The 23,164-nt window shown below is 68.9% G+C and carries 24 protein-coding genes and 1 pseudogene; 6 read left to right on the top strand and 19 right to left on the bottom strand.

Annotated features, from left to right (window positions below; all coding sequences use genetic code 11):
• Positions 1-59: 59 nt before the first annotated feature.
• The 4 genes from phnE (KF941_RS22965) to phnC all read right to left on the bottom strand — a co-directional run bounded on the left by phnE (KF941_RS22965) (position 60) and on the right by phnC (position 4,058).
• Entirely contained in the window at positions 60-1,382 is a 1,323-nt protein-coding gene (phnE, locus tag KF941_RS22965) for a phosphonate ABC transporter, permease protein PhnE (protein ID WP_214274654.1), read from the bottom strand.
• A 3-nt stretch (positions 1,383-1,385) separates the two neighbouring features.
• Entirely contained in the window at positions 1,386-2,231 is an 846-nt protein-coding gene (phnE, locus tag KF941_RS22960) for a phosphonate ABC transporter, permease protein PhnE (RefSeq protein WP_214274653.1), read from the bottom strand.
• Between the two features lie 62 nt (positions 2,232-2,293).
• Entirely contained in the window at positions 2,294-3,205 is a 912-nt protein-coding gene (phnD, locus tag KF941_RS22955) for a phosphonate ABC transporter substrate-binding protein (RefSeq protein WP_036755356.1), read from the bottom strand.
• Positions 3,206-3,239: 34 nt separating this feature from the next.
• Positions 3,240-4,058 (bottom strand): phosphonate ABC transporter ATP-binding protein, encoded by an 819-nt coding sequence (gene phnC / locus KF941_RS22950; RefSeq protein WP_214274652.1) that lies wholly within the window; start codon positions 4,056-4,058, stop codon positions 3,240-3,242.
• A gap of 301 nt (positions 4,059-4,359) precedes the next feature.
• On the opposite strand from phnC, the gene KF941_RS22945 reads away from it, so the two are divergent.
• Positions 4,360-4,557 carry a hypothetical protein gene (locus tag KF941_RS22945; RefSeq protein ID WP_036755362.1) on the top strand — a complete coding sequence of 66 codons (198 nt, stop codon included), beginning with the start codon at positions 4,360-4,362 and terminating at the stop codon, positions 4,555-4,557.
• A gap of 65 nt (positions 4,558-4,622) precedes the next feature.
• Here the strand turns inward: KF941_RS22945 and KF941_RS22940 are convergent, their stop codons facing one another.
• Positions 4,623-5,165 carry an NADPH-dependent FMN reductase gene (locus tag KF941_RS22940; protein ID WP_214274651.1) on the bottom strand — a complete coding sequence of 181 codons (543 nt, stop codon included), beginning with the start codon at positions 5,163-5,165 and terminating at the stop codon, positions 4,623-4,625.
• 100 nt (positions 5,166-5,265) lie between these two features.
• Entirely contained in the window at positions 5,266-5,979 is a 714-nt protein-coding gene (locus KF941_RS22935) for a 5-formyltetrahydrofolate cyclo-ligase (protein ID WP_240540596.1), read from the bottom strand.
• Positions 5,980-6,247: 268 nt separating this feature from the next.
• On the opposite strand from KF941_RS22935, the gene KF941_RS22930 reads away from it, so the two are divergent.
• Positions 6,248-7,312 carry a 3-deoxy-7-phosphoheptulonate synthase gene (locus KF941_RS22930; RefSeq protein ID WP_214274649.1) on the top strand — a complete coding sequence of 355 codons (1,065 nt, stop codon included), beginning with the start codon at positions 6,248-6,250 and terminating at the stop codon, positions 7,310-7,312.
• 209 nt (positions 7,313-7,521) lie between these two features.
• Here KF941_RS22930 and KF941_RS22925 read toward each other — a convergent pair whose 3' ends face one another.
• From KF941_RS22925 to paaN, 7 genes are all read right to left on the bottom strand, one after another.
• Positions 7,522-9,462, bottom strand: a complete 1,941-nt coding sequence (locus KF941_RS22925) for a 3-hydroxyacyl-CoA dehydrogenase NAD-binding domain-containing protein (RefSeq protein ID WP_214274648.1) — start codon at positions 9,460-9,462, stop codon at positions 7,522-7,524.
• Between the two features lie 4 nt (positions 9,463-9,466).
• Complete coding sequence (locus tag KF941_RS22920) at positions 9,467-10,168, bottom strand: ABC transporter ATP-binding protein (RefSeq protein ID WP_114537951.1); 702 nt, start codon at positions 10,166-10,168, stop codon at positions 9,467-9,469.
• Positions 10,155-10,934: an ABC transporter ATP-binding protein gene (locus KF941_RS22915; RefSeq protein WP_036755371.1), complete on the bottom strand. Its 780-nt coding sequence runs from the start codon at positions 10,932-10,934 to the stop codon at positions 10,155-10,157. The genes KF941_RS22920 and KF941_RS22915 overlap by 14 nt, the downstream gene beginning before the upstream one ends.
• Positions 10,931-11,890 carry a branched-chain amino acid ABC transporter permease gene (locus tag KF941_RS22910; RefSeq protein ID WP_214274647.1) on the bottom strand — a complete coding sequence of 320 codons (960 nt, stop codon included), beginning with the start codon at positions 11,888-11,890 and terminating at the stop codon, positions 10,931-10,933. Before KF941_RS22910 ends, KF941_RS22915 begins: the two co-directional genes overlap by 4 nt.
• Entirely contained in the window at positions 11,890-12,762 is an 873-nt protein-coding gene (locus KF941_RS22905; protein ID WP_036755374.1) for a branched-chain amino acid ABC transporter permease, read from the bottom strand. The genes KF941_RS22910 and KF941_RS22905 overlap by 1 nt, the downstream gene beginning before the upstream one ends.
• 68 nt (positions 12,763-12,830) lie before the next feature.
• Positions 12,831-13,976, bottom strand: coding sequence for an ABC transporter substrate-binding protein (locus KF941_RS22900; RefSeq protein ID WP_036755375.1), 1,146 nt, complete (start codon positions 13,974-13,976; stop codon positions 12,831-12,833).
• A gap of 34 nt (positions 13,977-14,010) precedes the next feature.
• Positions 14,011-15,630: a phenylacetic acid degradation protein PaaN gene (gene paaN, locus KF941_RS22895; protein WP_214274646.1), complete on the bottom strand. Its 1,620-nt coding sequence runs from the start codon at positions 15,628-15,630 to the stop codon at positions 14,011-14,013.
• A 134-nt stretch (positions 15,631-15,764) separates the two neighbouring features.
• Between paaN and paaG the strand changes: the two genes are divergently transcribed.
• The 4 genes and pseudogenes from paaG to KF941_RS22875 all read left to right on the top strand — a co-directional run bounded on the left by paaG (position 15,765) and on the right by KF941_RS22875 (position 19,080).
• Positions 15,765-16,553 (top strand): 2-(1,2-epoxy-1,2-dihydrophenyl)acetyl-CoA isomerase PaaG, encoded by a 789-nt coding sequence (gene paaG, locus KF941_RS22890; RefSeq protein WP_214274645.1) that lies wholly within the window; start codon positions 15,765-15,767, stop codon positions 16,551-16,553.
• A 29-nt stretch (positions 16,554-16,582) separates the two neighbouring features.
• Positions 16,583-17,014: a hydroxyphenylacetyl-CoA thioesterase PaaI gene (gene paaI / locus KF941_RS22885; RefSeq protein WP_214275223.1), complete on the top strand. Its 432-nt coding sequence runs from the start codon at positions 16,583-16,585 to the stop codon at positions 17,012-17,014.
• Between the two features lie 28 nt (positions 17,015-17,042).
• A complete protein-coding gene (gene paaK / locus KF941_RS22880) occupies positions 17,043-18,353 on the top strand; it encodes a phenylacetate--CoA ligase PaaK (RefSeq protein WP_072462611.1) in 1,311 nt (436 codons plus the stop codon).
• 125 nt (positions 18,354-18,478) lie between these two features.
• A pseudogene (locus KF941_RS22875) lies at positions 18,479-19,080 on the top strand (TetR/AcrR family transcriptional regulator).
• 365 nt (positions 19,081-19,445) lie between these two features.
• Here the strand turns inward: KF941_RS22875 and KF941_RS22870 are convergent.
• The 6 genes from KF941_RS22870 to KF941_RS22845 form a co-directional block, all read right to left on the bottom strand.
• Positions 19,446-19,919 (bottom strand): YbaK/EbsC family protein, encoded by a 474-nt coding sequence (locus tag KF941_RS22870; RefSeq protein WP_214274644.1) that lies wholly within the window; start codon positions 19,917-19,919, stop codon positions 19,446-19,448.
• Positions 19,916-20,302, bottom strand: a complete 387-nt coding sequence (locus KF941_RS22865; RefSeq protein ID WP_140847136.1) for a DUF4186 domain-containing protein — start codon at positions 20,300-20,302, stop codon at positions 19,916-19,918. The genes KF941_RS22870 and KF941_RS22865 overlap by 4 nt, the downstream gene beginning before the upstream one ends.
• Positions 20,303-20,344: 42 nt before the next feature.
• Entirely contained in the window at positions 20,345-20,962 is a 618-nt protein-coding gene (locus tag KF941_RS22860; protein WP_072462608.1) for a class I SAM-dependent methyltransferase, read from the bottom strand.
• A gap of 8 nt (positions 20,963-20,970) precedes the next feature.
• Positions 20,971-21,714, bottom strand: coding sequence for a CDP-diacylglycerol--serine O-phosphatidyltransferase (gene pssA, locus KF941_RS22855; protein WP_114537947.1), 744 nt, complete (start codon positions 21,712-21,714; stop codon positions 20,971-20,973).
• Complete coding sequence (locus tag KF941_RS22850; protein WP_114537994.1) at positions 21,714-22,394, bottom strand: phosphatidylserine decarboxylase; 681 nt, start codon at positions 22,392-22,394, stop codon at positions 21,714-21,716. Before KF941_RS22850 ends, pssA begins: the two co-directional genes overlap by 1 nt.
• A gap of 166 nt (positions 22,395-22,560) precedes the next feature.
• Positions 22,561-23,164, bottom strand: a 604-nt coding sequence (locus KF941_RS22845) for a solute carrier family 23 protein (protein WP_276315888.1), incomplete at its 5' end; no start/stop codon positions are given.

Below are 23,164 nucleotides of genomic sequence, written 5' to 3'. Positions count from 1 at the left end.
CCCTGTGGGCGGGGGTGCGGTTTCTGCCGCCTTCCCGCCTTGCGCGTTGATCGACGGCGCTAGCCCTTGATGAGCCTGCGGCGCAGCCAGCCCGAAAAGCTGTCCATCGCCATCACCATCAGCACGATCAGCACCATGTAATAGGCCACGTCCTCCCAGTCCTTCTGGGTCTGGATCGCCTGCGTCAGCAACAGGCCGATGCCGCCGCCGACGATGGCGCCGATCACCGTGGCGCCGCGCGTGTTCGATTCCAGGAAATACAGCACCTGCGACAGCAGCACCGGCGTCACCTGCGGGATCACCCCGAACCGCGCCCGCTGCACGGCGCCCGCGCCGGTCGAGCGGATGCCCTCGACCTGCTTTTCGTCGATGTTTTCCAGCGCTTCCGAGAACATCTTGCCAAAGCTGCCGGTATCGGTCAGCAGGATGGCCAGCGCCCCGGTCATCGGGCCGGGGCCGAAGGCGCGGGCCAGCACGATGGTCCAGATCAGCCCGTCAACGCCGCGGATGAAGTCGAAGACCCGGCGCAGGCCAAAGCGCAGCGCGCCAAAGGGCATCATATTGCGCGCCGCCATGAAGCCCAGCGGCAGCGCGACCAGCGCCGCGCCGAAGGTGCCCAGGAAGGCCATCAGCACCGTCTCGAACATGGCCCAGATCACGTCGCCGTGCCGCCACATGGCGTTGGTCCAGAACTCCCGCGCCATGGCGGCGACATTGGGCAGGCCGGGATCGACGCGCGGCCCCCAAAGCGCGCTGGCGGCGATCTCGGGCCAGCTCATGTAGTGGAACGGGCTGTCGAGGGTAAAGAAGAACAGCGCCCAGCCCGGCTGATAGCGAAAGGTCTCGACCTTGGAGCGGGTATAGGCGAAGCGCCCGGCCGGGGTGGTGACGCTGACCCGGCTGTCCGAGGCGTTGATCCAGTCGGGCAGCGGCTGGGGCGCGGTCAGGTGCAGCCCGCCGTCCTGGGGGCGGATGTCGATCAGCCCATAGCCCGGCACCTCGTAGCGCGCGCCCTGCGCGTCATAGGTGACGACATGGCCCTGGCCCAGGTCGATGCGGGTGGCGTCGCCCTGGGTGGCGATCCAGCCCGGCAGGCGGTCCGGCGGATAGGTGCCCTTGGCCTCGCCGTCGATGGCGACGCGCAAGGCGCCCGAACGGTTGTCCCGCGTCACATGGGTCTTGTGCTGCCAGAAATCCGACAGCAGCACCGCGGCATTGTCCATCCGCGCCCGCCCGGCCAGCCCGGCGATGTCGAAGGCCATGGCGGCATAGGCCAGGTAGGCCAGGATCGCCAGCGGCACCGCAAAGGCCGCCAGCCGGCGGCGGGCGAAACGGGTCAGCACGGTATCGGCCAGGGCGGGGGAAAGCGTGGCAGCGGTCATGGTTCAGCCCCTTACCAGCCGGCTGCGTGCATGGTCCGACAGCCGGTCGATGGCGACGATGGCGACGAAGAGCAGCGCAAAGATCGCCACCACCTCGTCATAGCGGCCCATGCCCCATTGCATCGCCAGCTTCAGGTCGTAGCCGATGCCGCCCGCACCGACGAAGCCCAGGATGGCGCTGGCGCGCAGGTTGATCTCGAACCGCATCAGCGCATAGGACAGCCAGTTCGGCGCCACCTGCGGCAGGACCCCCAGCCCGACCTGCTGGCCCCAGCCGGCGCCGACCGAGGCAAGCCCCTCGACCGGCTTCAGGTCGGCGTTCTCGGCCACTTCGGAAAACAGCTTGCCGAGCGCGCCGGCGGTATGCAGCGAGATGGCGATGACCGCCGGCACCGGCCCGCCGCCGAGGATATAGATCAGCACCAGCGCGACCACGATCTCGGGCACGGCGCGCAGCGCGTCCATCAGCCGGCGGAACAGCCCCGTCAGCCGCGGCCAGCGCGCCAGCCCGCGCGTGGACAGAAGCGCCAGCCCCATCGCCATCAGCCCGCCCATGAGCGTCGAGACGGCGGCGATGTTCAGCGTCTCGACCAGCGAGGGCAGATGCTCGGCCAGCAGGCCGGGCAGGTTCGCGCGCTTCTGCCATGCCTCGGCCAGCACCTCCGAGGGGAAGGCCAGCAGCATCGGCAGCCCATCGACGAAGCCGCCGGCATTGCGGCTTTCGGCCAGCCGGAACCCGGCCGCCATCATGGCGACGAAGATCACCAGCAAGAGCCCGCCGTAAAGGCGGCGGCGGCGCGTCAGTTCCAGATAGGCGTCGCGGATGTCGTCCGGGGCAAGGGCGGCCATGAAGATCCTGCGGATGAAATGCGGATGCCGCGCCCCCCCTAGGGACGCGGCCGGGGGGCGCTTTACTGCGCCGTTTCCTGCAACTTGCGCGCGGCGACCACGCCCAGATAGGCGTCATGCGTCACCGGCACGAAATCCATGGCCTCGCCATGGGCGACGCCATAGGCGCAGTCCTTGTCGGTCTCGTGCAGGTCGGCGGTCAGTTGCGTGACCTTGTCCTTGACCTCTTGCGGCAGGGCCTTGCGCAGCACCATCGGCCCTTCCGGGATCAGCTTGGACTTCCAGATCTCGACCAGGTCGTTCATCTCGACCAGCCCGGCATCGGCGGCCTTGCGGAAGGCGCCCGAGTTATAGCCGTCCTCCCAGTCGCCCAGACCGTCGGCCCAGCTGACGCCGGCGTCGAAATCGCCGTTGGCGACGCCGATGATCGCCTGCTCGTGCCCGCCCGCGAAACGGACCTGGCCGAAGAAATCCTCCAGCTTGCCATGGGTCTCGGCCAGCTCGGCCCCCGGCACCAGGTAGCCCGAGGTCGAGTTCGGCTCGGCAAAGGCGAAGGACTTGCCCCTGGCGTCCTCGATCGAGGCGATGCCGCTGTCCTTGCGGGCGAAGCCGATGGCGTAATAGCCGGTCGAGCCGTCCATGTTCTGCTTGGTCAGCACCGGCTCGACCGCCTCGGGATCGGTCAGGTGGATCTTGGCATAGCCCGAGGCGCCCAGCCAGGCCATGTCCAGCGTCCCGCCCAGCAGGCCCTGGATGACGCCGTCGTAATCGGCGGGGGTAAAGACCTTGACCGGCACGCCCAGCTGGGCCTCGATGGCGGCGCGGTAGCATTCGTTCGAGGTCATGCGGTCCTGCGCGTTCTCGCCGCCCATGATCCCGAGGTTGAAGCCGGTGATCGGCTGGGCCGAGGCGGCCGAGATCAGGCCGGAGGTCAGGGCGGTGGCGGCGGCAAGCGCCAGGGCAAGCGGTTTCATGGTCTCTCCATGGGTTGCGGTATTGCGGGAAGCGTCAGGCCATCAGCCGCGCGGCATAGGCCGCATCGGCGATGGCATCGGTGGGAATGGCGGTCGAGGTTGCGGCCTCGTTGAAGCTGTGGTCGGCGCCATAGATGTCGCGGGCGACGCCGGTCGAAAGCTGCGCCGGCGTGCCGTCGAAGACGATGCGCCCGTCGCGCATGCCGATCACCCGGTCGCAATAGCGCCGCGCGGTGTCCAGCGTGTGCAGGTTGGCGATGACCATGCGCCCGTCCTCGACATTGATGCGCTTGAGCGTGTCCATGACGATCTGCGCGTTCATCGGGTCGAGGCTGGCGATGGGCTCGTCCGCCAGGATGATCCTGGGGTCTTGCATCAGCGCGCGGGCGATGGCCACGCGCTGCTGCTGGCCGCCCGACAGCGCCTCGGCCCGCTTGGGCGCCTGTTCGGCGATGCCCAGCCGGTCCAGGATCTCCAGCGCGCGCAGGATGTCGGCGCGCGGCCACAGGTTGAACAGCGTGGCCAGCGCCGGGCGGCGGTTCAGCAACCCGTGCAGCACGTTCGAGACCACGTCCATGCGCGGCACCAGGTTGAACTGCTGGAAGATCATCGCGCATTGGCTTTGCCAGGCGCGGCGGTCGCGGCCGCGCAGCGCCAGGATGTCGCGCCCGTCCACGCAGATCCGCCCGGCCGAGGCATCGGTCAGCCGGTTCATCATCCGCAGGAAGGTCGATTTCCCCGCCCCCGAGCGGCCGATGATGCCGACGAAGGCCGGGCCGTCCACGGCAAAGCTGATGTCGTCCACCGCGGCACGCCCGGAAAAGACGCGGGTGACGTTCTGAACTGCAAGCAAGGCGGCCCTCCATGAGCGGTTGGGGCGCTGATAGCCGGGATCGGTGACGGAATTGGCGCAGTCCGGTGAAGCTTTCTTGACGCCCGCGCCGCCCTTTCCCGAGCGTTTTTCACAGGACGCAAAATCCAAATCCGAGCGTTCGGATCAGGATCAGAACGCCAAGTAATTCTGTCAACTATATGTTTTTACAAGATTATTTCTTGACCTTCGGCGAATCGGCCTCTATATCCTTGCCAAGGTCGCCAGCCAGCCGAAAGCCAGCCAGCAACCAAGACATGCCCGCCAGACAGGAGCAACAGCCATGACCAAAACCGCCTGCAACGCCTGCGCGTTCTACGAGGATCACGTCGCCAACTCCGCCAGCACGCTGTCCGATTCCGGCCTGTGCCGCGCCAACCCGCCCGTCAACCAAAGGGACGCGGACACCAGGGGTTATTGGCCGGTCGTCAAGTCGAACGACTGGTGCGGCCAGTTCGCCACCACCTTCGCGGCCGAATAACCTTTCGCCGCACCGACGCAGGAAAGGCAGCCTCCGGGCTGCCTTTGGCGTTTATCCGGCCCGCATCAGAGGGTTGCGGCAAAACCCTCGAGGAACTTGCGCAGCTGCGCGCGCATCTTGTCGTCGGTCAGGTTGCCCTGGTCGTCGAAGAGCGATTCCGCGCGCGAGACCATCAGCCGCCCCTCGGTCCACAGCGCGGCCTTGAGCGTGCGCAGTACCGGCAGCCAATGGCTTTGCGCCAGGATGGTGCCGAAACCGCCGGGCGAGGCGCCGATCACCGCCACCGGCTTGCCCACGAACATCGCCAGCCCCTCGCCGCGCGACATCCAGTCGATGGCGTTCTTGAACACGCCCGGCACGCCGTTGTTGTATTCCGGCGTCACCATCAGCAACCCGTCCGCCGCCGCAAGCTGCGCTTGCAGGGCGCGCACCGGCTGGGGCAGGCCCGACTCGGCCTCCAGATCGCCGTCGTAGAGCGGCACCTCGCGGATCGAGCCGATCTGGATGCGCACCCCCTCGGGGGCCAGGTCGGCCGCGGCGCGCAGCAGCCCGGCGTTGAACGAGGCGCGCCGCAGGCTGCCACTGAGGCCCAGGATCGTCTTGGTCATCGCTGTTTCCTTTCCTGCCTGCCGAGGGTTGCGCGGAACGGCGCCGGCTGTCGCCCAACGCCGCAGGCGCGGAAATCGACGCGATGCCCGGCAAGATTTTTCACGCCATGCCGGGACGGGGCGGATATTGCAGGCCGCGTTCGGTGACGATGGCGGCCAGCCGGATGTCGTGGGGTTGCGGATAGATCGTCGCCAGCCGGGCCGCCTGCAAGCCGACCCCGATCGCCAGCGGCTGCCGCACGGCCAGCGTGCGGTCGAAATAGCCGCCGCCATAGCCCAGCCGATAGCCCGCGCCGTCCCAGCCGACCAGCGGGGCCAGCATCACCTCGGGCGCCACCGTCTCGGCGCTGGCCGGCACCGGGATGTTCCAATGCCCCCGCCGCATCGCCGCGCCGGGATGCCAGGGGCGAAAGACCAGCGGGCTCGCCGGGCGCACGACCTCCGGCAGGGCCGGGATGGCGCCCCGTTCGTGCAGGCGGGCCAGCCAGGGGCGCAGGTCGGGTTCCGACCGGATCGGCCAATAGCCGGCGATCACCCGGCCGCGGGGATCGGGCAGATGCGCGGCCAGCACCTCGTCCAGGGCCCTGGCGATGGCCGCGGCGGCGGCCTGGCGCGCGGCGATGCTCAGGCCCGCGCGGTGGGCCAGCAATTCCTCGCGCCGCGCCTTGCGCCAGCGCGCCACGTCGCGCGCCTGCTTTGCATCGACGGCCAGCGGGTCGAAGTAATCCGGCGCGATCCGCGCGGCCTGGCAGGGGGGCGAGCCGCCCTGCTCGTCCCCATCGGCCCCGCCCGGTCCCGCGGTGGAAGGCTGCATCCTGGTCATGCGCGGCAGGGTAGCACGGGGCCGAGCGCCGCCAAAGCCCGTGCGCAAGAATCGGCGTGACAGCGCGCCGCGCAGCGGTTATGGATGGCCCATGTCGCATCGAATGCCCTGCACCATTTCGTTTTATTGGTTCCGCTGTCCCCAGCGGAGCCGGGTGTAGCGCGAACGCGATACTGACCCCCAAGCCGCTGGCCCAAGACCGGCGGCTTTTTCAGTTCCATGCGCTTCCGGTCCGGCCTCTTGCAGAAAGTAGAGAGCCATGCCCATCCAGACCGAGAACCTGCATATCGCCACCCTGCGACCCCTGCCCGCCCCGGCCGCCCTGGCCGAATCGCTGCCGCGGGACGAGGCGGTGTCGCGCACCGTCGCCGACAGCCGCGCCGCCATCCGCGCCATCCTGGCCGGGCGCGACGACCGGCTGCTGGTCGTTGCCGGCCCCTGCTCGATCCATGACGTCCCGGCGGCGCTGGATTACGCCGCGCGCCTGGCCGAGCTGCGCCGCGCGCTGTCCGACCGGCTGGAAATCGTCATGCGGGTCTATTTCGAAAAGCCGCGCACGACCGTCGGCTGGAAGGGGCTGATCAACGACCCGCATCTGGACGGCTCGGACCGGATCGAGGACGGGCTGCCCCTGGCCCGCCGCCTGCTGCTGGAGATCAACCGCATGGGCCTGCCGGCGGCGACCGAGTTCCTGGACCCGATCCTGCCGCAGTATTTCGCCGACCTGATCGCCTGGGGCGCCATCGGCGCGCGCACCACGGAAAGCCAGATCCACCGCCAGCTGGCCTCGGGCCTGTCCTGCCCGGTCGGGTTCAAGAACGGCACCGATGGCGGGGTGCAGGTGGCGCTGGACGCGATCCGCTCGGCCGCGCGGCCGCACAGCTTCCCGGCGATCACCGCCCAGGGGGCGGCGGCCATCGCCACCACCACCGGCAACGATGCCTGCCATGTCGTGCTGCGCGGCGGCCATGACGGGCCGAACTACGACGGCGGGCATGTCGCGGCGGTGGCGGCGGCTGCGGCCAGGGCCGGCATCGAGCCCGGCATCGTCATCGACGCGAGCCACGCCAACAGCGGCAAGGATCCGGCGCGCCAGCCGGCGGTGATCGCCGATGTCGCGGCGCAGATCCGCGCCGGCGAGGCGCGCATCCGCGGCGTCATGCTGGAAAGCAACCTGGTGGCGGGGCGGCAGGATCTGCAGCCCGGCCAGGTGCCGGTCTATGGCCAGAGCATCACCGACGGCTGCCTGGGCTGGGAAGAAAGCCGCGCGCTGCTGCTGGATCTGGCCGGGGCCGCCGCCACGCGCCTGCGCCGCGCCGCCTGACGCCCGACGCCCGACGCCCGACGCCCGACGCCCGACGCCCGACGCCCGACGCCCGACGCCCGACGCCCGACGCCCGACGCCCGACGCCCGACGAGGACATCGCGTGGCGGCGGCGAAATCGCAAGGTTCTGCGTCGCACCGATCCGGGCATGGCAGGGCCGCATGGTTTCAAGCGGCCCTGCCCTGTCCAGATCCCGGCCCCCGCCGCTTCAGCCGCGGATGCCGGTCGCGAACATCGGGCCGCCGCGCCAGCGCGGAAAGCCGTAGCCGTGGATCTCGACCAGGTCGATGTCGGCGGGGGTTTGCGCGATGCCCTCGTCCAGGATCGCCTGCCCCTCAGCCGCCATCTCGGCGACCAGATGCGCGGCGATCGCATCGCGGTCCATCGCCGCGCCGGGGGTGATCGCGCCCGCCAGCAGCGCGGCCACCAGGGCCGAAGGCTGCGGGCGCCGCTCGCCCGGCGCATAGTCATACCAGCCGCCGCCGGTCTTTTGCCCCTTGCGGCCGGCGCGGACCAGGATGTCGCCCAGCGTCTCGGGCACCGCCTGCCCCGCCGCCCGCGCGCCCTCGCGTTGCAGGAAGGCGATGTCGAGCCCGCCCAGATCCTGCGCCTCGAACGGGCCCATGGCAAAGCCATGGCCGCGCATGGCGGCGTCGATCTCGGCAATCGCCACGCCCTGGCGGACCAGCGCCTCGGCCGCGGCGCGATAGCGCTTCAGGATGCGGTTGCCGATGAAGCCCTCGCAGATGCCGGCGCGGACCGGGATCTTCTTCAGCAGCCGTGCCAGGGCAAAGCCGGTCGCCAGCGTGCGCTCCGAAGTCTCGGGCACGGGCACGATCTCCAGGAGCTTCATCACATTGGCCGGGCTGAAGAAATGCAGGCCGATGAAACGCTCGGGGCCGGGCAGCCCCCCGGCGATGGCGCGCGGGTCGAGATAGGAGGTATTGGTCGCCAGCACCGCATCCGGCCGGCAGACCTGGGCGAGCCGGTCGAAGACGGCGCGCTTGACCCCGATCTCTTCGAACACCGCCTCGATGACCAGATCGGCATCGGCCAGTTGGGCATAGTCGGTGGTCCCGGTGACGCCGGCCAGCCGGTCGGCGGCCTGCGCCTGGGTCAGCTTGCCGCGCCGGACGGCGCCGTCGAAGATGCCGCGCAGGTTGGCCATGCCGCGTGCCACCGCCTCGTCGTCGCGTTCGACCAGCACCACCGGCAGGCCGGCGTCGCGCAGGGCGGCGGCGATGCCCGCGCCCATGGTGCCGCCGCCGACCACCGCCGCGCGGCGCAGGGGCAAGGGCTCGACATCGCGCAGGGCGGCCGGGCGCGGCGCGGCGCGCTCGGCGAAGAAGACGTGGCGCAGTGCCGCCGCCTGTTCCGAGCTGCGCAGTTCCAGGAAGGTCTCGCGCTCGAAGGCCATGGCCTCGGCAAAGCTTGCCTCGGCCGCCTTGCGCAGGCAGGCCAGCGCCCGCAGCGGCGCGGCGGCGCCCTTGGCGGCCTTGGCGACGGCCTTTTCCTGCTCGGCCCAGAAGGCCGGGTCGGGCGCGGCGACGGGGCGGGCCGAGGTCGGCTGGGGCAAGGGCCGGGTCAGCGCGTGGCGGGCAAAGGCCACGGCGCCTTCCAGCAGATCGCCCTGGATCACCGCATCGACCAGCCCGGCCTCGGCGGCTTGCGCCGCCCGCAGGGGCCGGCCCGAAGTCACCAGTTCGACCGCGGCCGGAACGCCCACCAGGCGCGGCGTGCGCACCGTGCCCGAGGCGCCGGGAACGATGCCCAGGCTCACCTCGGGCAGGCCCAGCGAGGCACCCTGCGCGGCCACCCGGAAGCGGCAGCCCATCGCCACCTCGAGCCCGCCGCCAAGCGCCGAGCCGTGGATCGCCGCGACCCAGGGCTTCGCGGCCGCCTCGATCCGGTCCACCAGGTCGGGCAGGTGCGGCGGAACCGGCGGCTTGCCGAATTCGGTCACGTCGGCCCCGGCGATGAAGGTGCGGCCGGCGCAGACCAGCACCACCGCCGCGACCGAGCCGTCGGCGTCCAGCGTCTCCACCGCGTCCCACAGCCCCTGCCGCAGCGCCGCGGACAGCGCGTTGACGGGCGGGTTGTCCACGGTGACGGTGGCGATTTCCCCTTGGCGGGCGATGGTTACGGTCATTTCCTCATATCCCCAGATAGGCTTCGCGGATGCGCGGATCGGCGATCAGCTCCTCGGCCGGACCCTGCATGGTGATCTGGCCGGTTTCCATGACATAGCCGCGATCGGCGATCTTCAGCGCGCCGAAGGCGTTCTGTTCCACCAGCAGCACGGTCACGCCGAGCGCCTTGAGCCCGCTGACCACGTCGAAGATCTGCTGGACGATGATCGGCGCCAGGCCCATCGAGGGCTCGTCCAGAAGCAGGCAGGACGGCCGGCCCATCAGCGCCCGCGCCATGGCCAGCATCTGCTGCTGGCCGCCCGACAGGCCCCCGGCGGCAAGGTTGCGCTTCTGCTTCAGGATCGGGAACATCTGGAAGGCGTCTTCCATGTCCTTTTCCACCCGCTCGTCGCTGTAGAGGAAGGCGCCGAGGCGCAGGTTCTCCTCGACCGTCAGGTTGGTGAAGATCTGCCGCCCCTCGGGCGATTGCGCCAGCCCGCGGGCCAGCCGCCGATAGGCCGGCACCGGGGCCAGCGGCTCGCCGCGGAAGGTGATGGTGCCGGCCGAGACCGGCTGCACCCCCGACAGGCAGCGCAGCAGCGTGGTCTTGCCCGCGCCATTGGCGCCGACCACGGTGACGATCTCGCCGGAATCGACATGCAGGTCGATGCCGTGCAAGACCTCGATGCGCCCATAGCGCGAGCGCAAGCCCTCAACCGTCAGCATCGGCACCCTCCTCGGTTCCCAGATAGGCGGCGATCACCGCCGGGTTGCGGCTGACCTCGGCCGGCGCGCCCTCGGCGATCTTTTCGCCATGGTCCAGCACGACGATATGGCTGGAAATGCGCATGACCATCTTCATGTCATGCTCGACCAGCAGGATGGCGGTGCCGGAGGCGGCGACCTCGGCGATCAGGTGGTCGATCTCCTCGGTCTCGACGGCGTTGCAGCCCGCCGCCGGCTCGTCGAGCAGCAGCACCTTGGGCCGCATCGCCAGCGCCCGCGCGATCTCGAGCCGCTTGAGCGAGCCATAGGACAGGTTCCCCGCCTCGCGGTCCGCCGCGCGCTCCAGCCCGACGCGGGCCAGCAGTTCGCGCGCGCCCGCCTCGGCCGCGCGGGCCCGGCGGCGCGAGGATGGCAGGTGCAGGAGATCCGCCAGCACCGGCCCCCTTTCCTGCAGGTGAAAGCCCGAGATGGCGTTTTCCAGCACCGTCATGTTCTGGAAGATCTGCAGGTTCTGGAAGGTGCGCGACATGCCGCGGCTTGCCAGACGGAACGGCGCCATGCCGGTCACGTCCTCGCCCTCCAGCACGACCCGGCCCGATCCGGGCTGGTAGACGCCCGAGATCATGTTGAACAGCGTGGTCTTGCCGGCGCCGTTCGGGCCGATGACCGAGACGATCTCGCCCGGCTCGACCTTGAAGCTGACATCATGCACGGCCTTGATGCCGCCGAAGCTGATGCCCAGACCCTCGACCGAAAGCAGCGTCATTCGCCCCTCCCCCGCAGCTTGCGCAGGATCGAGGGCAAGAGCCCCTCCCGCAGGAAGATCATCACCAGCATCATCACCAGGCCCAGGACGAGCTGTTCGTATTCGGCAAAGACGGTCAGCACCTGCGGCAGCAGCGTCAGGATGCCGGCGCCGAAGATCGCGCCCAGCACCGAGCCGGCGCCACCCAGGACGGCCATCGTCACCATCTCGATCGAATGCATGAAGCCGGCGACGTCGGGGGTGATGAACTTGTTCTGCAGCGCCACCAGCGAGCCCGCGACCGAGGCATAGACGGCCGAGATGACGAAGGCCTGCAGCTTGACCCGCGCGACATCGATGCCCACGGTGCCCGCGGCGATTTCCGAGCCGTGCAGCGCCCGCAGCGCCCGGCCGCTGGGGCTTTGATAGAGGTTCAGCGCGATCCAGGCGCCGATCAGCAGCACGATGCCGCAGAAGAAATACCAGAACTGGCCGTTGGTCAGGTCCAGCCCCCAGTCTTTCAAGAGCCCGCGCAAGCCCAGTTCGGGCACGGCGATGCCGTCCGGCCCGCCGGTAAGCTGGCGTTCGTTGTTCAGCACCATGGCGACCAGGATGCCGAAGCCCAGCGTGGCGACGGCCAGGTAATAGCCCTTGAGCCGCAGGATCGGCCGCCCGACCAGATAGGCCAGCACGCCCGAGATCACCGCGCCCAGCACCACCGCCAGCGACGGATGCAGGCCCAGATGCGTGGGCGCCAAGGCGCAGGCATAGCCGCCGATGCCGGCGAAACCGGCATGGCCCAGGCTGATCTGCCCGGCATAGCCGGTCAGGATCACGATCCCGGTCACGGCCAGCCCGTTGACGAAGATCAGCGCGCCGACGCGGTAGTAATAGCCCGAGGGAAAGAAGAACGGCGTCACCGCGATCAGCGCGGCCAGCACCAGCAGCGTGGCGGATTTGGCGGACAGTCTCGGCATCACACCCGCTCCGTCGATTTGCGGCCGAACAGGCCCTGCGGCATGAAGAACAGCACCAGCAGGATCACGACGAAGGCCGCGGCCTCCTTGTAGGTCGAGGACAGGTAGCCCGCGGTCAGCGCCTCGATCAGCCCGATCAGGAAACCGCCGGCCAGCGCGCCCTTGGGATTGCCCATGCCGCCCAGCATGGCGCCGGCAAAGCCTTTCAGCGCGAAGCCGATGCCGACGCTATAGGCGGTCAGCGTGATCGGCGTCGCCAAGACCCCGGCCAAGGCGCCGATCCCGGCCGACAGCGCAAAGGACAGCGTCATGACGAAATTGGTGTTGATGCCGACCAGCTGCGCCGCCAGCCGGTTGTTCGAGGTGGCCAGCACCGCCCGGCCCAGGAGCGTGCGGGTGAAGAACAGCCACAGCCCGGCAAAGACCACCAGCGCGCCACCGATCACCCACAGGCTTTGCGGCTGGATCGTCGCGCCGCCGATGCGCAGCGGCGTGTCCCCGGAAAAGGCCGGGAAGCTGTGGATCTGCTTGTCGAACACCAGCTGCGCCGCGCCCTGCAGAAAGACCGAGGCGCCGATGGTGATGATGATGAGCGAGACGACGGGCGCGCCGCGCGCCGGCTCGATCGCCAGCTTGTTGATCGCGACCCCCAGGGCTGCGGTCGCCAGGATGGCGACCAGCGCCGCCAGCGGCAGCGGCAGCCCGGCGGCATGGGCGAACCATGTGACCATGCCGCCCAGCATGACGAACTCGCCCTGGGCGAAGTTCACCACGTCCGAGGCGTTGTAGATGATCGTGAAACCCAGGGCGACCAGCGCATAGACCGCGCCCACCGTCAGCCCTGAAAACAGGAATTGCAGAAGTTCAGACATGCCGAGGCTCTCTGGCTGGGCTCTCCCGAGCGGGCGGAAGCGGTCCCCAGGGCGGGGACCGCGCGGGGTCATTCGACGATGGACCAGCTGCCGTCCTTGACCTCCAGCATGCGGAAGGCCGACAGGTCCAGCCCCAGATGGTCCTCGGGCGACATGGTGTAGATGCCGGTCGTGCCCGCCAGCCCCGAGGTCTGCTCCAGCGCGTCGCGGATCGCGGCAGGTTCCGCGGAACCGGCGCGCGTGACCGCATCGACCAGCAGGGCGAAGCCGTCATGGGCATAGCCGCCGAAGGTGCCGACCGGCTCGTTGAACTTGCCCTCGAAGGCCGCCTTGTAGGCCGTCACCACCGGCTTTTGCGGATCGTCCTCGGCCAAGAGGTCCGCGACCAGCAGCGCGGTGCCGGGCAGGCGCACGCCCTCGGCCGCTTCCTTGCCGGCAAGCTCGATGAACCCGTCCGAGGCGACGCCATGCGACTGGTAGAGCGGCAGCTCGATGCCCAGCTGGCGATAGTTGCGCGTCACGATGGACGGGCCCTGGCCGAAGCCGGGGTTCAGCACCGCCTGCACGCCATCGGTGTTGCGGATCTTGGTCAGCTGCGCCGTCATGTCGGCGTCCTTGGGGTCATAGGTCTCGTCCGCGGCGATCTCGATGCCGTATTCGCCGACCACGTCCTTGCATTGCGCCTGCATCGAGGCGCCGAAGCCGTCGGTGCCCGAGATCATGCCGATCTTCTGGATGCCGCTTTTCTGCATGTCCTCGAAGATCTTCTGGCAGGCCATGCGGTCGGTATGCGGGGTCTTGAAGGTAAAGGGCTTGACCGGCTGGATGATGTCGATGGCGCCGGCCAGCGAGATGAAGGGGATCTCGGCGTCCTCGGCCACGGCCAGGATCGACATCGAGGTGCCGGTGGTGGTGCCGCCGACGATGGCCTGCACCTCGTCGTCCTCGATCAGCCGGGTGGCGAAGGTGCGCGCCTTGTTGGCGTCGCCGCCGTCGTCGTAAAGCACCAGCGCGATCTCTTCGCCGTTGATGCCGCCCTTGGCGTTCAGCTCCTCGACCAGCATTTGCAGGGTCTTGGCCTCGGGGTCGCCGAGGAAGGCGGCGGGGCCGGTCGCGGAAACCGAGGCGCCGATCCTGATCTCGGCACTGGCGGCAGAGGCCAGGCCAAGCGCGATCAGCGCGGCCGGAACGGTCGTCGTCAGGGTCTTTTTCATGATGTGTCTCCTCCCAGAGAACCAGTTTACAGGGTCAGGCCGCCGCGGGCCGGCGCCACATGGCGCGCCGGAACCGGCTGGCGACGAAGGCGGTGTCGGTCAGGCAGGCATTGCCGGCCGGGTTGGCGCCGGTGACGTGGAAATCGCTGAAGGCCGCCGATTGGTTGACATAGATGTTGCCGGTCAGGTTCACCGACAGGTTGACGCCGGCCGCGGCAAAGGCCTGCGCGGCGCGGGCGATGCGCGCCTCGTCCCGGTCGTAGAGCGCGGCGGTGATCGCGCCCTTGCACCGCGCCAGCTCGGCGGCCCGCGCAATGGCGGCATCGGCATCCTTGACCGCGACGACGAAGGCGACGGGGCCGAAGCATTCCCGCTCGCAGGCCGGATCGCCGTCCCGCAGCGCCAAGAGCAGCGGGGTGGCGGTCCGCCCCTGCCCCACGGGCGCCGAATCGCGCAGCACCCGGCCCAGGCCGCGCGCCTGCTGCACCCGCTCCAGCGTCGCCTGGTTGGCGATGGCGCCGCAGATGCCCGCCGCGCGGGCCGGGTCGGCCAGCAGGGCGTCGATGGCGCCGGCCAGCGCCATCCCGACCTCGTCGAAGCTCTTGCGGCCCTGGTCGGTGTCGATGCCGCCCTCGGGCACATAGATGTTCTGCGGCGCGGTACACATCTGCCCGGAATAAAGCGCCAGCGAAAAGGCCAGGTTGTCGCACATGCCGGCGAAGTCGTCGGTCGCGGCGATGGTGACGGTGTTCACCCCCGCCTCTTCGGTGAACAGCTGCGCCTGGGTCGCGTGGCTGCGCAGCCAGTCGCCGAAAGCGGCCGAGCCGGTATAGTCGATCAGCTGCACCGCCGGATCGGTGGCGAGTTCCTGGGTGATCTCGGCCCCGCGCTCGTCCACGGCCAGCAGCACCGAATCGGCGGGCAGGCCGGCCTCGGCCAGCACCTCGCGCAAGGCCCGCACGGTCAGCGCCAGCGGCAGGATGGCGGCGGGATGCGGCTTGACGATCACCGGGTTGCCGGTGGCGAGGCTGGCGAAGATCCCGGAATAGCTGTTCCAGGTCGGGAAGGTGTTGCAGCCGATGGCCAGCGACAGGCCCGCGGGCACGATCGACCAGTGCTTTTCCAGCAGGATCGGCGCCGCCTTGCCCTGCGGCTTTTCCCAGCGCGCCTGCGGGGCAAAACGCGTCATCTCGTCCCAGGCCATCGCCACGGCCTCGAGCCCGCGGTCCTGGGCATGCGGCCCGCCCGCCTGGAAGGCCATGGCAAAGGCCTGGCCGGTGGTGTGCATGGTGGCCTGGCCGATAAGGAAGCTCATGCGGTTGAGCCGCACCAGCGCCTCGAGGCAGGCGCCCACCCGCGCCTCGGGGCTGGCCGCCGCCAGCGCCGGCTGCGCCGCCTGCGCCGCGGCGATCAGCGTCGCGGCATCGGCGGCCGGATAGGTGATCCCCAGCGCGCCGCCAAAGGGCGAGACCTCGGCACCCAGCCGGCGCTGATTCGGATGCCCAGGCAGTTCGAAGGCGGCATGGCGCAGCGCCGCGAAGCCGGTTTCGCCGTCCTGGCGCGCCGATTCCCCATAGATCTTGCCGCTTGGAATCTCGGGGAACGGGCTCCAGAATGCGCGCTGGCGAACAGCGTCCAGCGCGGCGTCCAGCATCGGCCGATGGCGGTCGAAAAAAATTCTGTCACGGCGTTCCCCCTCATTTGCCAGATTATCATTGACCGGCCGGTCGGTTTATGCAACAAAAATTTTCAGGGAGCCCCAGAAGCCGGGGCATGGGAGTTTTACCGATGACGGAAACCGTCCTGACGGCCTTGGCCGATGGCGTGCTGACGCTGACGCTCAATCGCCCCGACAAGCTGAATTCCTTCAACAAGGACATGCACCTGGCGCTGCATGCCGGCCTGCAAAGGGCGCATGACGATGCCGCGGTGCGCGCGGTGCTGCTGACCGGCGCCGGCCGCGGCTTCTGCGCCGGCCAGGACCTGGGCGACCGCGACCCGCGCAACGGCGGCGAGGCGCCCGACCTGGGCCATACGCTGGAAGCCTATTACAACCCCTCGGTGCGGCTGATCCGTTCGCTGGCCAAGCCGGTGGTCTGCGCGGTGAACGGCGTGGCCGCCGGCGCCGGTGCGAACATCGCCATCGCCTGCGACATCGTGCTGGCGGCGAAATCGGCGAAATTCGTCCAGGCCTTCGCCAAGATCGGGCTGGTGCCGGATGCCGGCGGCTCCTGGTCGCTGACCCGCATCCTGGGCGAGCCGCGCGCCAAGGCGCTGACCCTGACGGCCGAGCCGCTGGGCGCGGAAAAGGCGGCCGAATGGGGCCTGATCTGGAAGGCCGTCGAGGACGCGGCGCTGATGGACGAGGCCGCGGCGCTGGCGAAATCGCTGGCGGCCGGCCCGACGCTGGGGCTGGGCCTGACCAAGCAGATGATCCAGGCCTCGGCCGGCAACAGCCTGGAAGAACAGCTCGACCTGGAGCGCGACTGCCAGCGGCGGGCCGGCCACAGCGCCGATTATGCCGAAGGCGTCGCCGCCTTCCTGGAAAAGCGCAAGCCGGAGTTCAGGGGACAATGAACGACATGACCGGGAAACCCGCCGCGCAGATGACCCCGCAGGAACTGGCCGAAGCCTCGGCCAGGGCGATGTGGAACGACGATTCCGCCAGCCAGCGGCTGGGCATGAGCCTGGACCATATCGCGCCGGGCGAGGCCACGCTGTCCATGACCATCAGCGAGGCCATGTCGAACGGCCACGGCAATTGCCACGGCGGCTATATCTTTACCTTGGCCGACAGCGCCTTCGCCTTTGCCTGCAACAGCTACAACCAGCTGGTCGTCGCGCAGCATTGCTCGATCACCTACCTGCTGCCGGGCCGCATCGGCGACCGCCTTACGGCAACGGCGCGCGAGGTGTCGCGCCGCGGCCGCTCGGGCATCTACGACATCCGCATCACCAACCAGGACGGTGCGCATGTGGCCGAGTTCCGCGGCCATTCCCGCACCGTCAAAGGCACCCATCTGCCGGTCGAAGCCTGACCGCAACCCATCGCAAGGGGAGGAATCCATGCACCCATTGGCGCCCGAAAGGAAAGAGCTGGACCCGATCGAGATCGCCTCGCGCGACGAGATCGAGGCCCTGCAATTCCACCGCATGAAGCGGTCGCTGAAGCACGCCTTCGAAAATTCGCCCTTCTATCGCAACCGCTTCATCGAACATGACGCCCACCCCGAGGATCTGAAGTCCCTCAGGGACATCGCGAAATTCCCCTTCACCACCAAGCAGGACCTGCGCGACACCTATCCCTTCGGCATGTTCGCCGTGCCGCAGTCCAGGCTGGTGCGCATCCACGGCTCGTCCGGCACCACCGGCAAGCCGACCGTCGTGGGCTATACCCAGGCCGACATCGACCATTGGGCGAACCTGATCGCGCGCTCGATCCGCGCCGCGGGCGGGCGTCCGGGCGACATCCTGCACAACGCCTATGGCTACGGGCTGTTCACCGGCGGTCTCGGCGCGCATTACGGCGCCGAGCGGCTGGGCTGCACCGTGGTCCCGATCTCGGGCGGCATGACCGAGCGGCAGGTGACGCTGATCGACGACTTCAAGCCGCGCATCATCATGGTGACGCCCAGCTACATGCTGTCGATCCTGGACGAGTTCCGCCGCCAGGGCCTGGACCCGCGCGAGTCCTCGTTGCAGATCGGCATCTTCGGCGCCGAGCCCTGGACCAACGCCATGCGGCAGGAGATCGAGGAAGCCTTCGACATGCACGCCGTCGACATCTACGGCCTCAGCGAGGTCATGGGCCCCGGCGTCGCCATGGAATGCGTCGAGACCAAGGACGGGCTGCACATCTGGGAGGACCATTTCTATCCCGAGATCATCGACCCGACGACGGGCGAGGTGCTGCCCGACGGCGAGATCGGCGAGCTGGTCTTTACCACGCTGACCAAGGAAGGGCTGCCGATGGTGCGCTACCGCACCCGCGACCTGACCCGCCTGCTGCCCGGCACCGCCCGCTCGATGCGCCGGATCGAGAAGATCACCGGCCGCAGCGACGACATGATCATCCTGCGCGGCGTCAACGTCTTCCCGACCCAGATCGAAGAGCAGATCCTGAAATGCAAGGGCCTGGCGCCGCATTTCCAGATCGAGCTGACCCGCTCGGGCCGGATGGACAGCATGGTCGTGCATGTCGAATGCACCGCCGAGATGGCCGAGGATTCCGCCCGCGCCCATTCCGCCAAGGAACTGGCGCATCACATAAAAAGCGTGGTCGGCGTCTCGACCCGGATCGAGGTCAAGGATCCCAACGCCATTGCCCGTTCCGAAGGCAAGGCCAAGCGGGTGCTTGACAATCGGCCCAAGACATGATGCCGCAACGCGGCAACCAATATGACGCGCGGTCGCAAACCCGCTAAGTCGTTGGGGGGCCATGCGCCCCCTTGTTTTTCTCGCCTCCCGACCGCGGGCGAACAAATGATCTGATGAGGAATGGCATGGCTCGGACACGGGCAGCGGATTTCGAGGAAAAGCAACGCGGCCTTCTGGACAAGGCGGCCGAGGTCTTTGCCGATCTGGGCATGGAAAAGGCATCCATGGCGCAGATCGCCACCCACAGCCAGGTCTCCAAGGCGCTGCTTTACCACTACTATCCCAGCAAGGACGCGCTGATCTTCGCCATCATCATCACCCATCTGGAAGAGCTGGAAGCCGCCATCGAAGAGGCGGACGACCCGACCCTGCCGCCGCAGCAGCGCGCCTGCGCCGGCTGGTCGGCACGGTGCTGGAGCGCTATCGCGGCGCGGACAACCAGCACAAGGTGCAGCTGAACGCCACCCCTGCCCTGGGAGACGAGCAGAAGGCCGAGATCCTGGGCGTCGAGCGCCGCATCGTCAAGCGCTTCGCCGCCGTCCTGCGCGAGATCAACCCCGACCTGGACGATCCGCAGCGCCCCCTGCTGACCCCCGTGACCATGTCGCTGTTCGGGATGATGAACTGGGTCTACATGTGGTTCCGCGACGGCGGCCGCATCACGCGCGAGGATTACGCCGACGTGGCGACCACCCTGATCCTGGAAGGGATCAAGGCGGTCCGCTGAAGCCCCCCGCGCGGTGTCCCAGGGCGGATCGACATTCAGGATTTTCCTTGGGTGGAATTCAGCGGTTCACCGGACATCCCGAGATGACACGGGGTTCAGGAGGGCCACAAAGCGCTCGGCGTTGAGCCACGCCCAATGGGAGAGGGTCGCGTCGCATTAGCCCGGAAAGGCAGGCGATCCGGGCCGGACCGGGAATGATAGCCGTCTGTTTGCGAACGACAGAAACTGCATCGAACGCGGCTTCGACAGACCCAGACACTTCCGCCGTTTCGCGACCCGCTACGACCGCAGGACCATCCCGTTCAATGGCTGCGACCTTCTCGCAGCCACCAGCAACTGGTTAAGGGGAATGGCGATTGCGGGGGCTAGGCCGACAGCGGTGCCGCCCTGGCCGACAGCGCGGCCAGCGCATCACGCGGCGACAGCAGCAGCAACAGCCCGCGCCTGCCGCCGTTGATCGCCACCTCGTCAAAGCCAATGGCCTCGGCCTCGAAGGCCACCGGCACCGGGCGGCGCTGGCCGAAGGGGCTGATGCCGCCGGTATGATAGCCGGTCAGCCGCTCGGCCTTGGCGGGCGGCATCATCGCCGCCGACTTGCCGCCGAATGCCGCCGCCACCCGCTTCATCGACAGGCTGCGATCGCCGGGCAGGACCGCGCAGGCGGGGCGGCCGTCCACCTCGACCATCAGCGTCTTGAGCAGGCGGGCGGGCGGCAGGCCGATGGCTTCGGCCGCTTGCAGCGCCACGCGCTCGGACCCCGGATCATAGCGGTATTCGACCGGGCGAAAGGCCACCTGCGCCCGAAGCAGGAATTGCGTGGCCGGGGTGGCGCCGCTCATTCCGCGGGCCTTTCCGGCGGCGGCGGGCGAAAGCCCATCTCGCGGTCGATCCAGGCCATCAGCAGGTCGACGATCTGCGCCTGCTGCGCGGCATCCAGCGCCCGGCCGCGCGGGATGCCGTGCCATTTCTGCAGGCAAGAGCGGCAGCAGCAGGCGGTGGCGTGCTGGGCGATGAAGACCGGATGGCCGCGCATCGGGGTCTGGCGGCCGTCGTTCGGCGGCGCGGCCGGCGCCAGCCGCGCGGCGATGAAGTCGCGCGCATGGGCGGCGACGGTCTCGCGCCCCCTGGCGTCGGCATAGCTCCGCTCCTTCCGGCCAAGGCGAAAGCGGCTGCGAAAGGCGGACCGGGCCAGCCGGCCCAGGATCTGGTCCTGATCGGTCATGCCCAGGACATAGCCGTCCCGGCGCGCCGCGGAAAGCCCCGCCTAGCCCGCCTTGGCCAGAACCAGAAAGGTCATCATGCCCAGGGGCGGCAGGGTGCGGCGTTCCTCGAGGACCAGCGATTCCTGGCCCAGCACCCGCTCGATGCGGAAATCGGAATGCCAGCCGATGGTGTTGGCCAGGGGGGCGAAGATCCGCTCGACCGCCGCCATGGCGCCGCGGTCGCGCGCGAAATGGTTGGTGATGACCACCTTGCCGCCCGGCTTGCAGACCCGCGCGATCTCGGCCATCACCCGCTCGGGCTCGGGCACCACCGACAGGACGTGCATCGCCGTCACCGTGTCGAAATGGTTGTCGGGGAAATCCAGCGCCCGCGCATCCATCTGCCGCAGCGCCTGCACCTGCTTCAGCCCCAGCCGCTGCACCTTGGCGACGGCCTTGTCCAGCATCTCGCGGCTGAAGTCGATGCCCGTGACCTGCATGTGCGGGCCGTAATGCTCCAGCGACAGGCCGGTGCCGACCCCCACCTCCAGCACCGAGCCGCCGCGGCGGTTGATGTAGTCCACCGCCCGGCGCCGGCCCATGTTGGTCGCCGCCCCGAAGGTCCGGTCGTAGACCGGCGCCCAGCGTGAATACGAGGCTTGGATGGATTTGATGTCCATGGCCGTTCCTATCGGTTTGAGGGTCGTTCCCGGTCGATCCAGGCCCAGATGACCATGACGACATAACCCAGGCACAACGCGATCAGCGTCACCCAGGCGAAGGTCAGCAATGCCGCCCCGACAAAGGCCACGCCGACCAGGAAGAACTTGACGTTCTCGCGCGAGATCCGGGTGGTCTTGAAGGACCAGGTCGGGATGCGGCTGATCAGCAGCAGCCCCACCAGGACCATGTGCAGGCAGATCAGTATCGCCGGCAGCATCGGCCGGTCGGCGAAGGCGAAGGACAGATACATCGGCAGCATCACCAGCAGCGCCCCGGCGGGCGAGGGGATGCCCTCGAAATAGGCGCTGTCGCGCTGCGCATCCTCGGACTTGGCCGAGACGTTGAAGCGCGCCAGCCGGATCACGCAGCAGACGGCGAAAAGCAGCACGCAGATCCAGCCCAGGCCGCGAGAGTCCCGCAGCGCCCAGAAATACAGGATCAGCGGCGGGGCGACGCCGAAATTCAGGAAATCGGCCAGCGAATCCAGCTCGGCCCCCATCTTGCTGGAGGAGCCCAGCAGCCGCGCGATCCGCCCGTCGATGCCGTCCAGGATGCCCGCGGCGATGATCAGCAGCGCCGCCGGCATGTAGTCGCCCTGCACGCCGAAGCGGATGGCGGTCAGCCCGGCGCAAACCGCGACGATGGTCAGCACGTTGGGCAAGAGCTGGACCAGCGAAAATTCGGTCTGCGGGCCGGTGGGTTGGTCCATCACGCCTCCGCCTGCCCGGCCGGCGCCAGTTCGGCGATGACCGATTCGCCCGCGACCATGGTCTGGCCGATCTCGACCAGCGGCACCACGCCCGGCGGCAGATAGACATCCAGCCGCGAGCCGAATCGGATCAGCCCGAAGCGTTCGCCCCGGCCCAGCCGGTCGCCGGGCTTGACGAAGCAGACGATGCGGCGCGCGACCAGCCCGGCGATCTGCACCACCGCCAGGTCGCGCCCGTCCGCCATGCGGATGCGCAGCCCGTTTCTTTCGTTGTCGACGCTGGCCTTGTCCAGCGAGGCGTTGAAGAACTTGCCCGGCCGATAGGCGACCGCCACCACCTCGCCCGCCACGGGGCTGCGGTTCACATGGCAGTTGAAGACGCTCATGAACACGCTGACGCGGGTCAGCGGGGTGTCGGCCATGCCCAGCTCGGCCGGCGGCACCGCCGGCTCGATCAGCGAGACGACGCCGTCCGCCGGGCTGACGACCAGTCCGGGCCGCGCCGGCGTCACCCGTTCGGGGTCGCGGAAGAAGTAATAGCACCAGACGGTCAGCCCGACCCCGATCCAGCCCAGCGGCTCCCATATCAGGAACAGCAGCAGGGTGGCGGCGGCAAAGGCCGCCACGAAGCGGATGCCCTCGCGGTGCATGGGCTTGATGAAGGTGTCGCGCATGCGCATCTGGCATTCCCCATGGGCTGATCGGCGCCGCCAGTCATAATGCGATTGAAACCGCACGCAATAGCGCAGCCTGCCATACATGTTGTCCCTGGCGCGCGGTCCTTGCCGCAGGGGCATCCGGCCGCCCCAGGGCGCAGGCCTCGGTCGCGGGGCCCGCCTCAGGATGTCACGCCCGCCGGCCGATGCCCAGCAGCTGGTAGAGCGCCAGCGCCGCAAAGGTCGAGGTGCCGATGCCGCCCAGCGAGAAATTGCCGATGTTCACGGTGAAATCCCCCGCCCCCATGATCAGCGCCACCCCCACGGTGAACAGGTTGCGCGGGTCCGAGAAATCGACCTTGTTGTCCACCCAGATCCGGGCCATGGCCGAGGCGATCAGGCCAAAGACCGACACCGCCAGCCCCGCCAGCACCGGTGCCGGGATGGTTTGCAGCACGGCGCCGAACTTGGGCGAGAGCCCCAGGAAGATCGCGATCGCCGCCGCCATGGGAAAGATCAGCGTGGAATAGACGCGGGTCATGGCCATGACGCCGATGTTCTCGGCATAGGTGGTGACGCCGGTGCCGCCGCCCGCGCCGGCCAGCATGGTGGCCAGCCCGTCGCCCAAGAAGCCCCGGCCGATATAGCGGTCCATGCTTTGCCCGGTGATCGCGCCCAGGGCCTTGATATGGCCCAGGTTCTCGGCCACCAGCACGATGGCGACCGGGGCGATCAGGCTGATCGCCGACCATTCGAAGCGCGGCGCGGTAAAGTTCGGCACCCCGAACCAGGGC

Origin of the sequence: Paracoccus sp. pheM1 (assembly GCF_018499825.1) — a bacterium.
In the GTDB taxonomy this organism is placed as follows: Bacteria; Pseudomonadota; Alphaproteobacteria; order Rhodobacterales; family Rhodobacteraceae; genus Paracoccus; species Paracoccus versutus.
The sequence above is the reverse complement of the archived record's forward strand: the minus strand, read 5'-3'. Positions and strand labels throughout refer to the sequence as shown.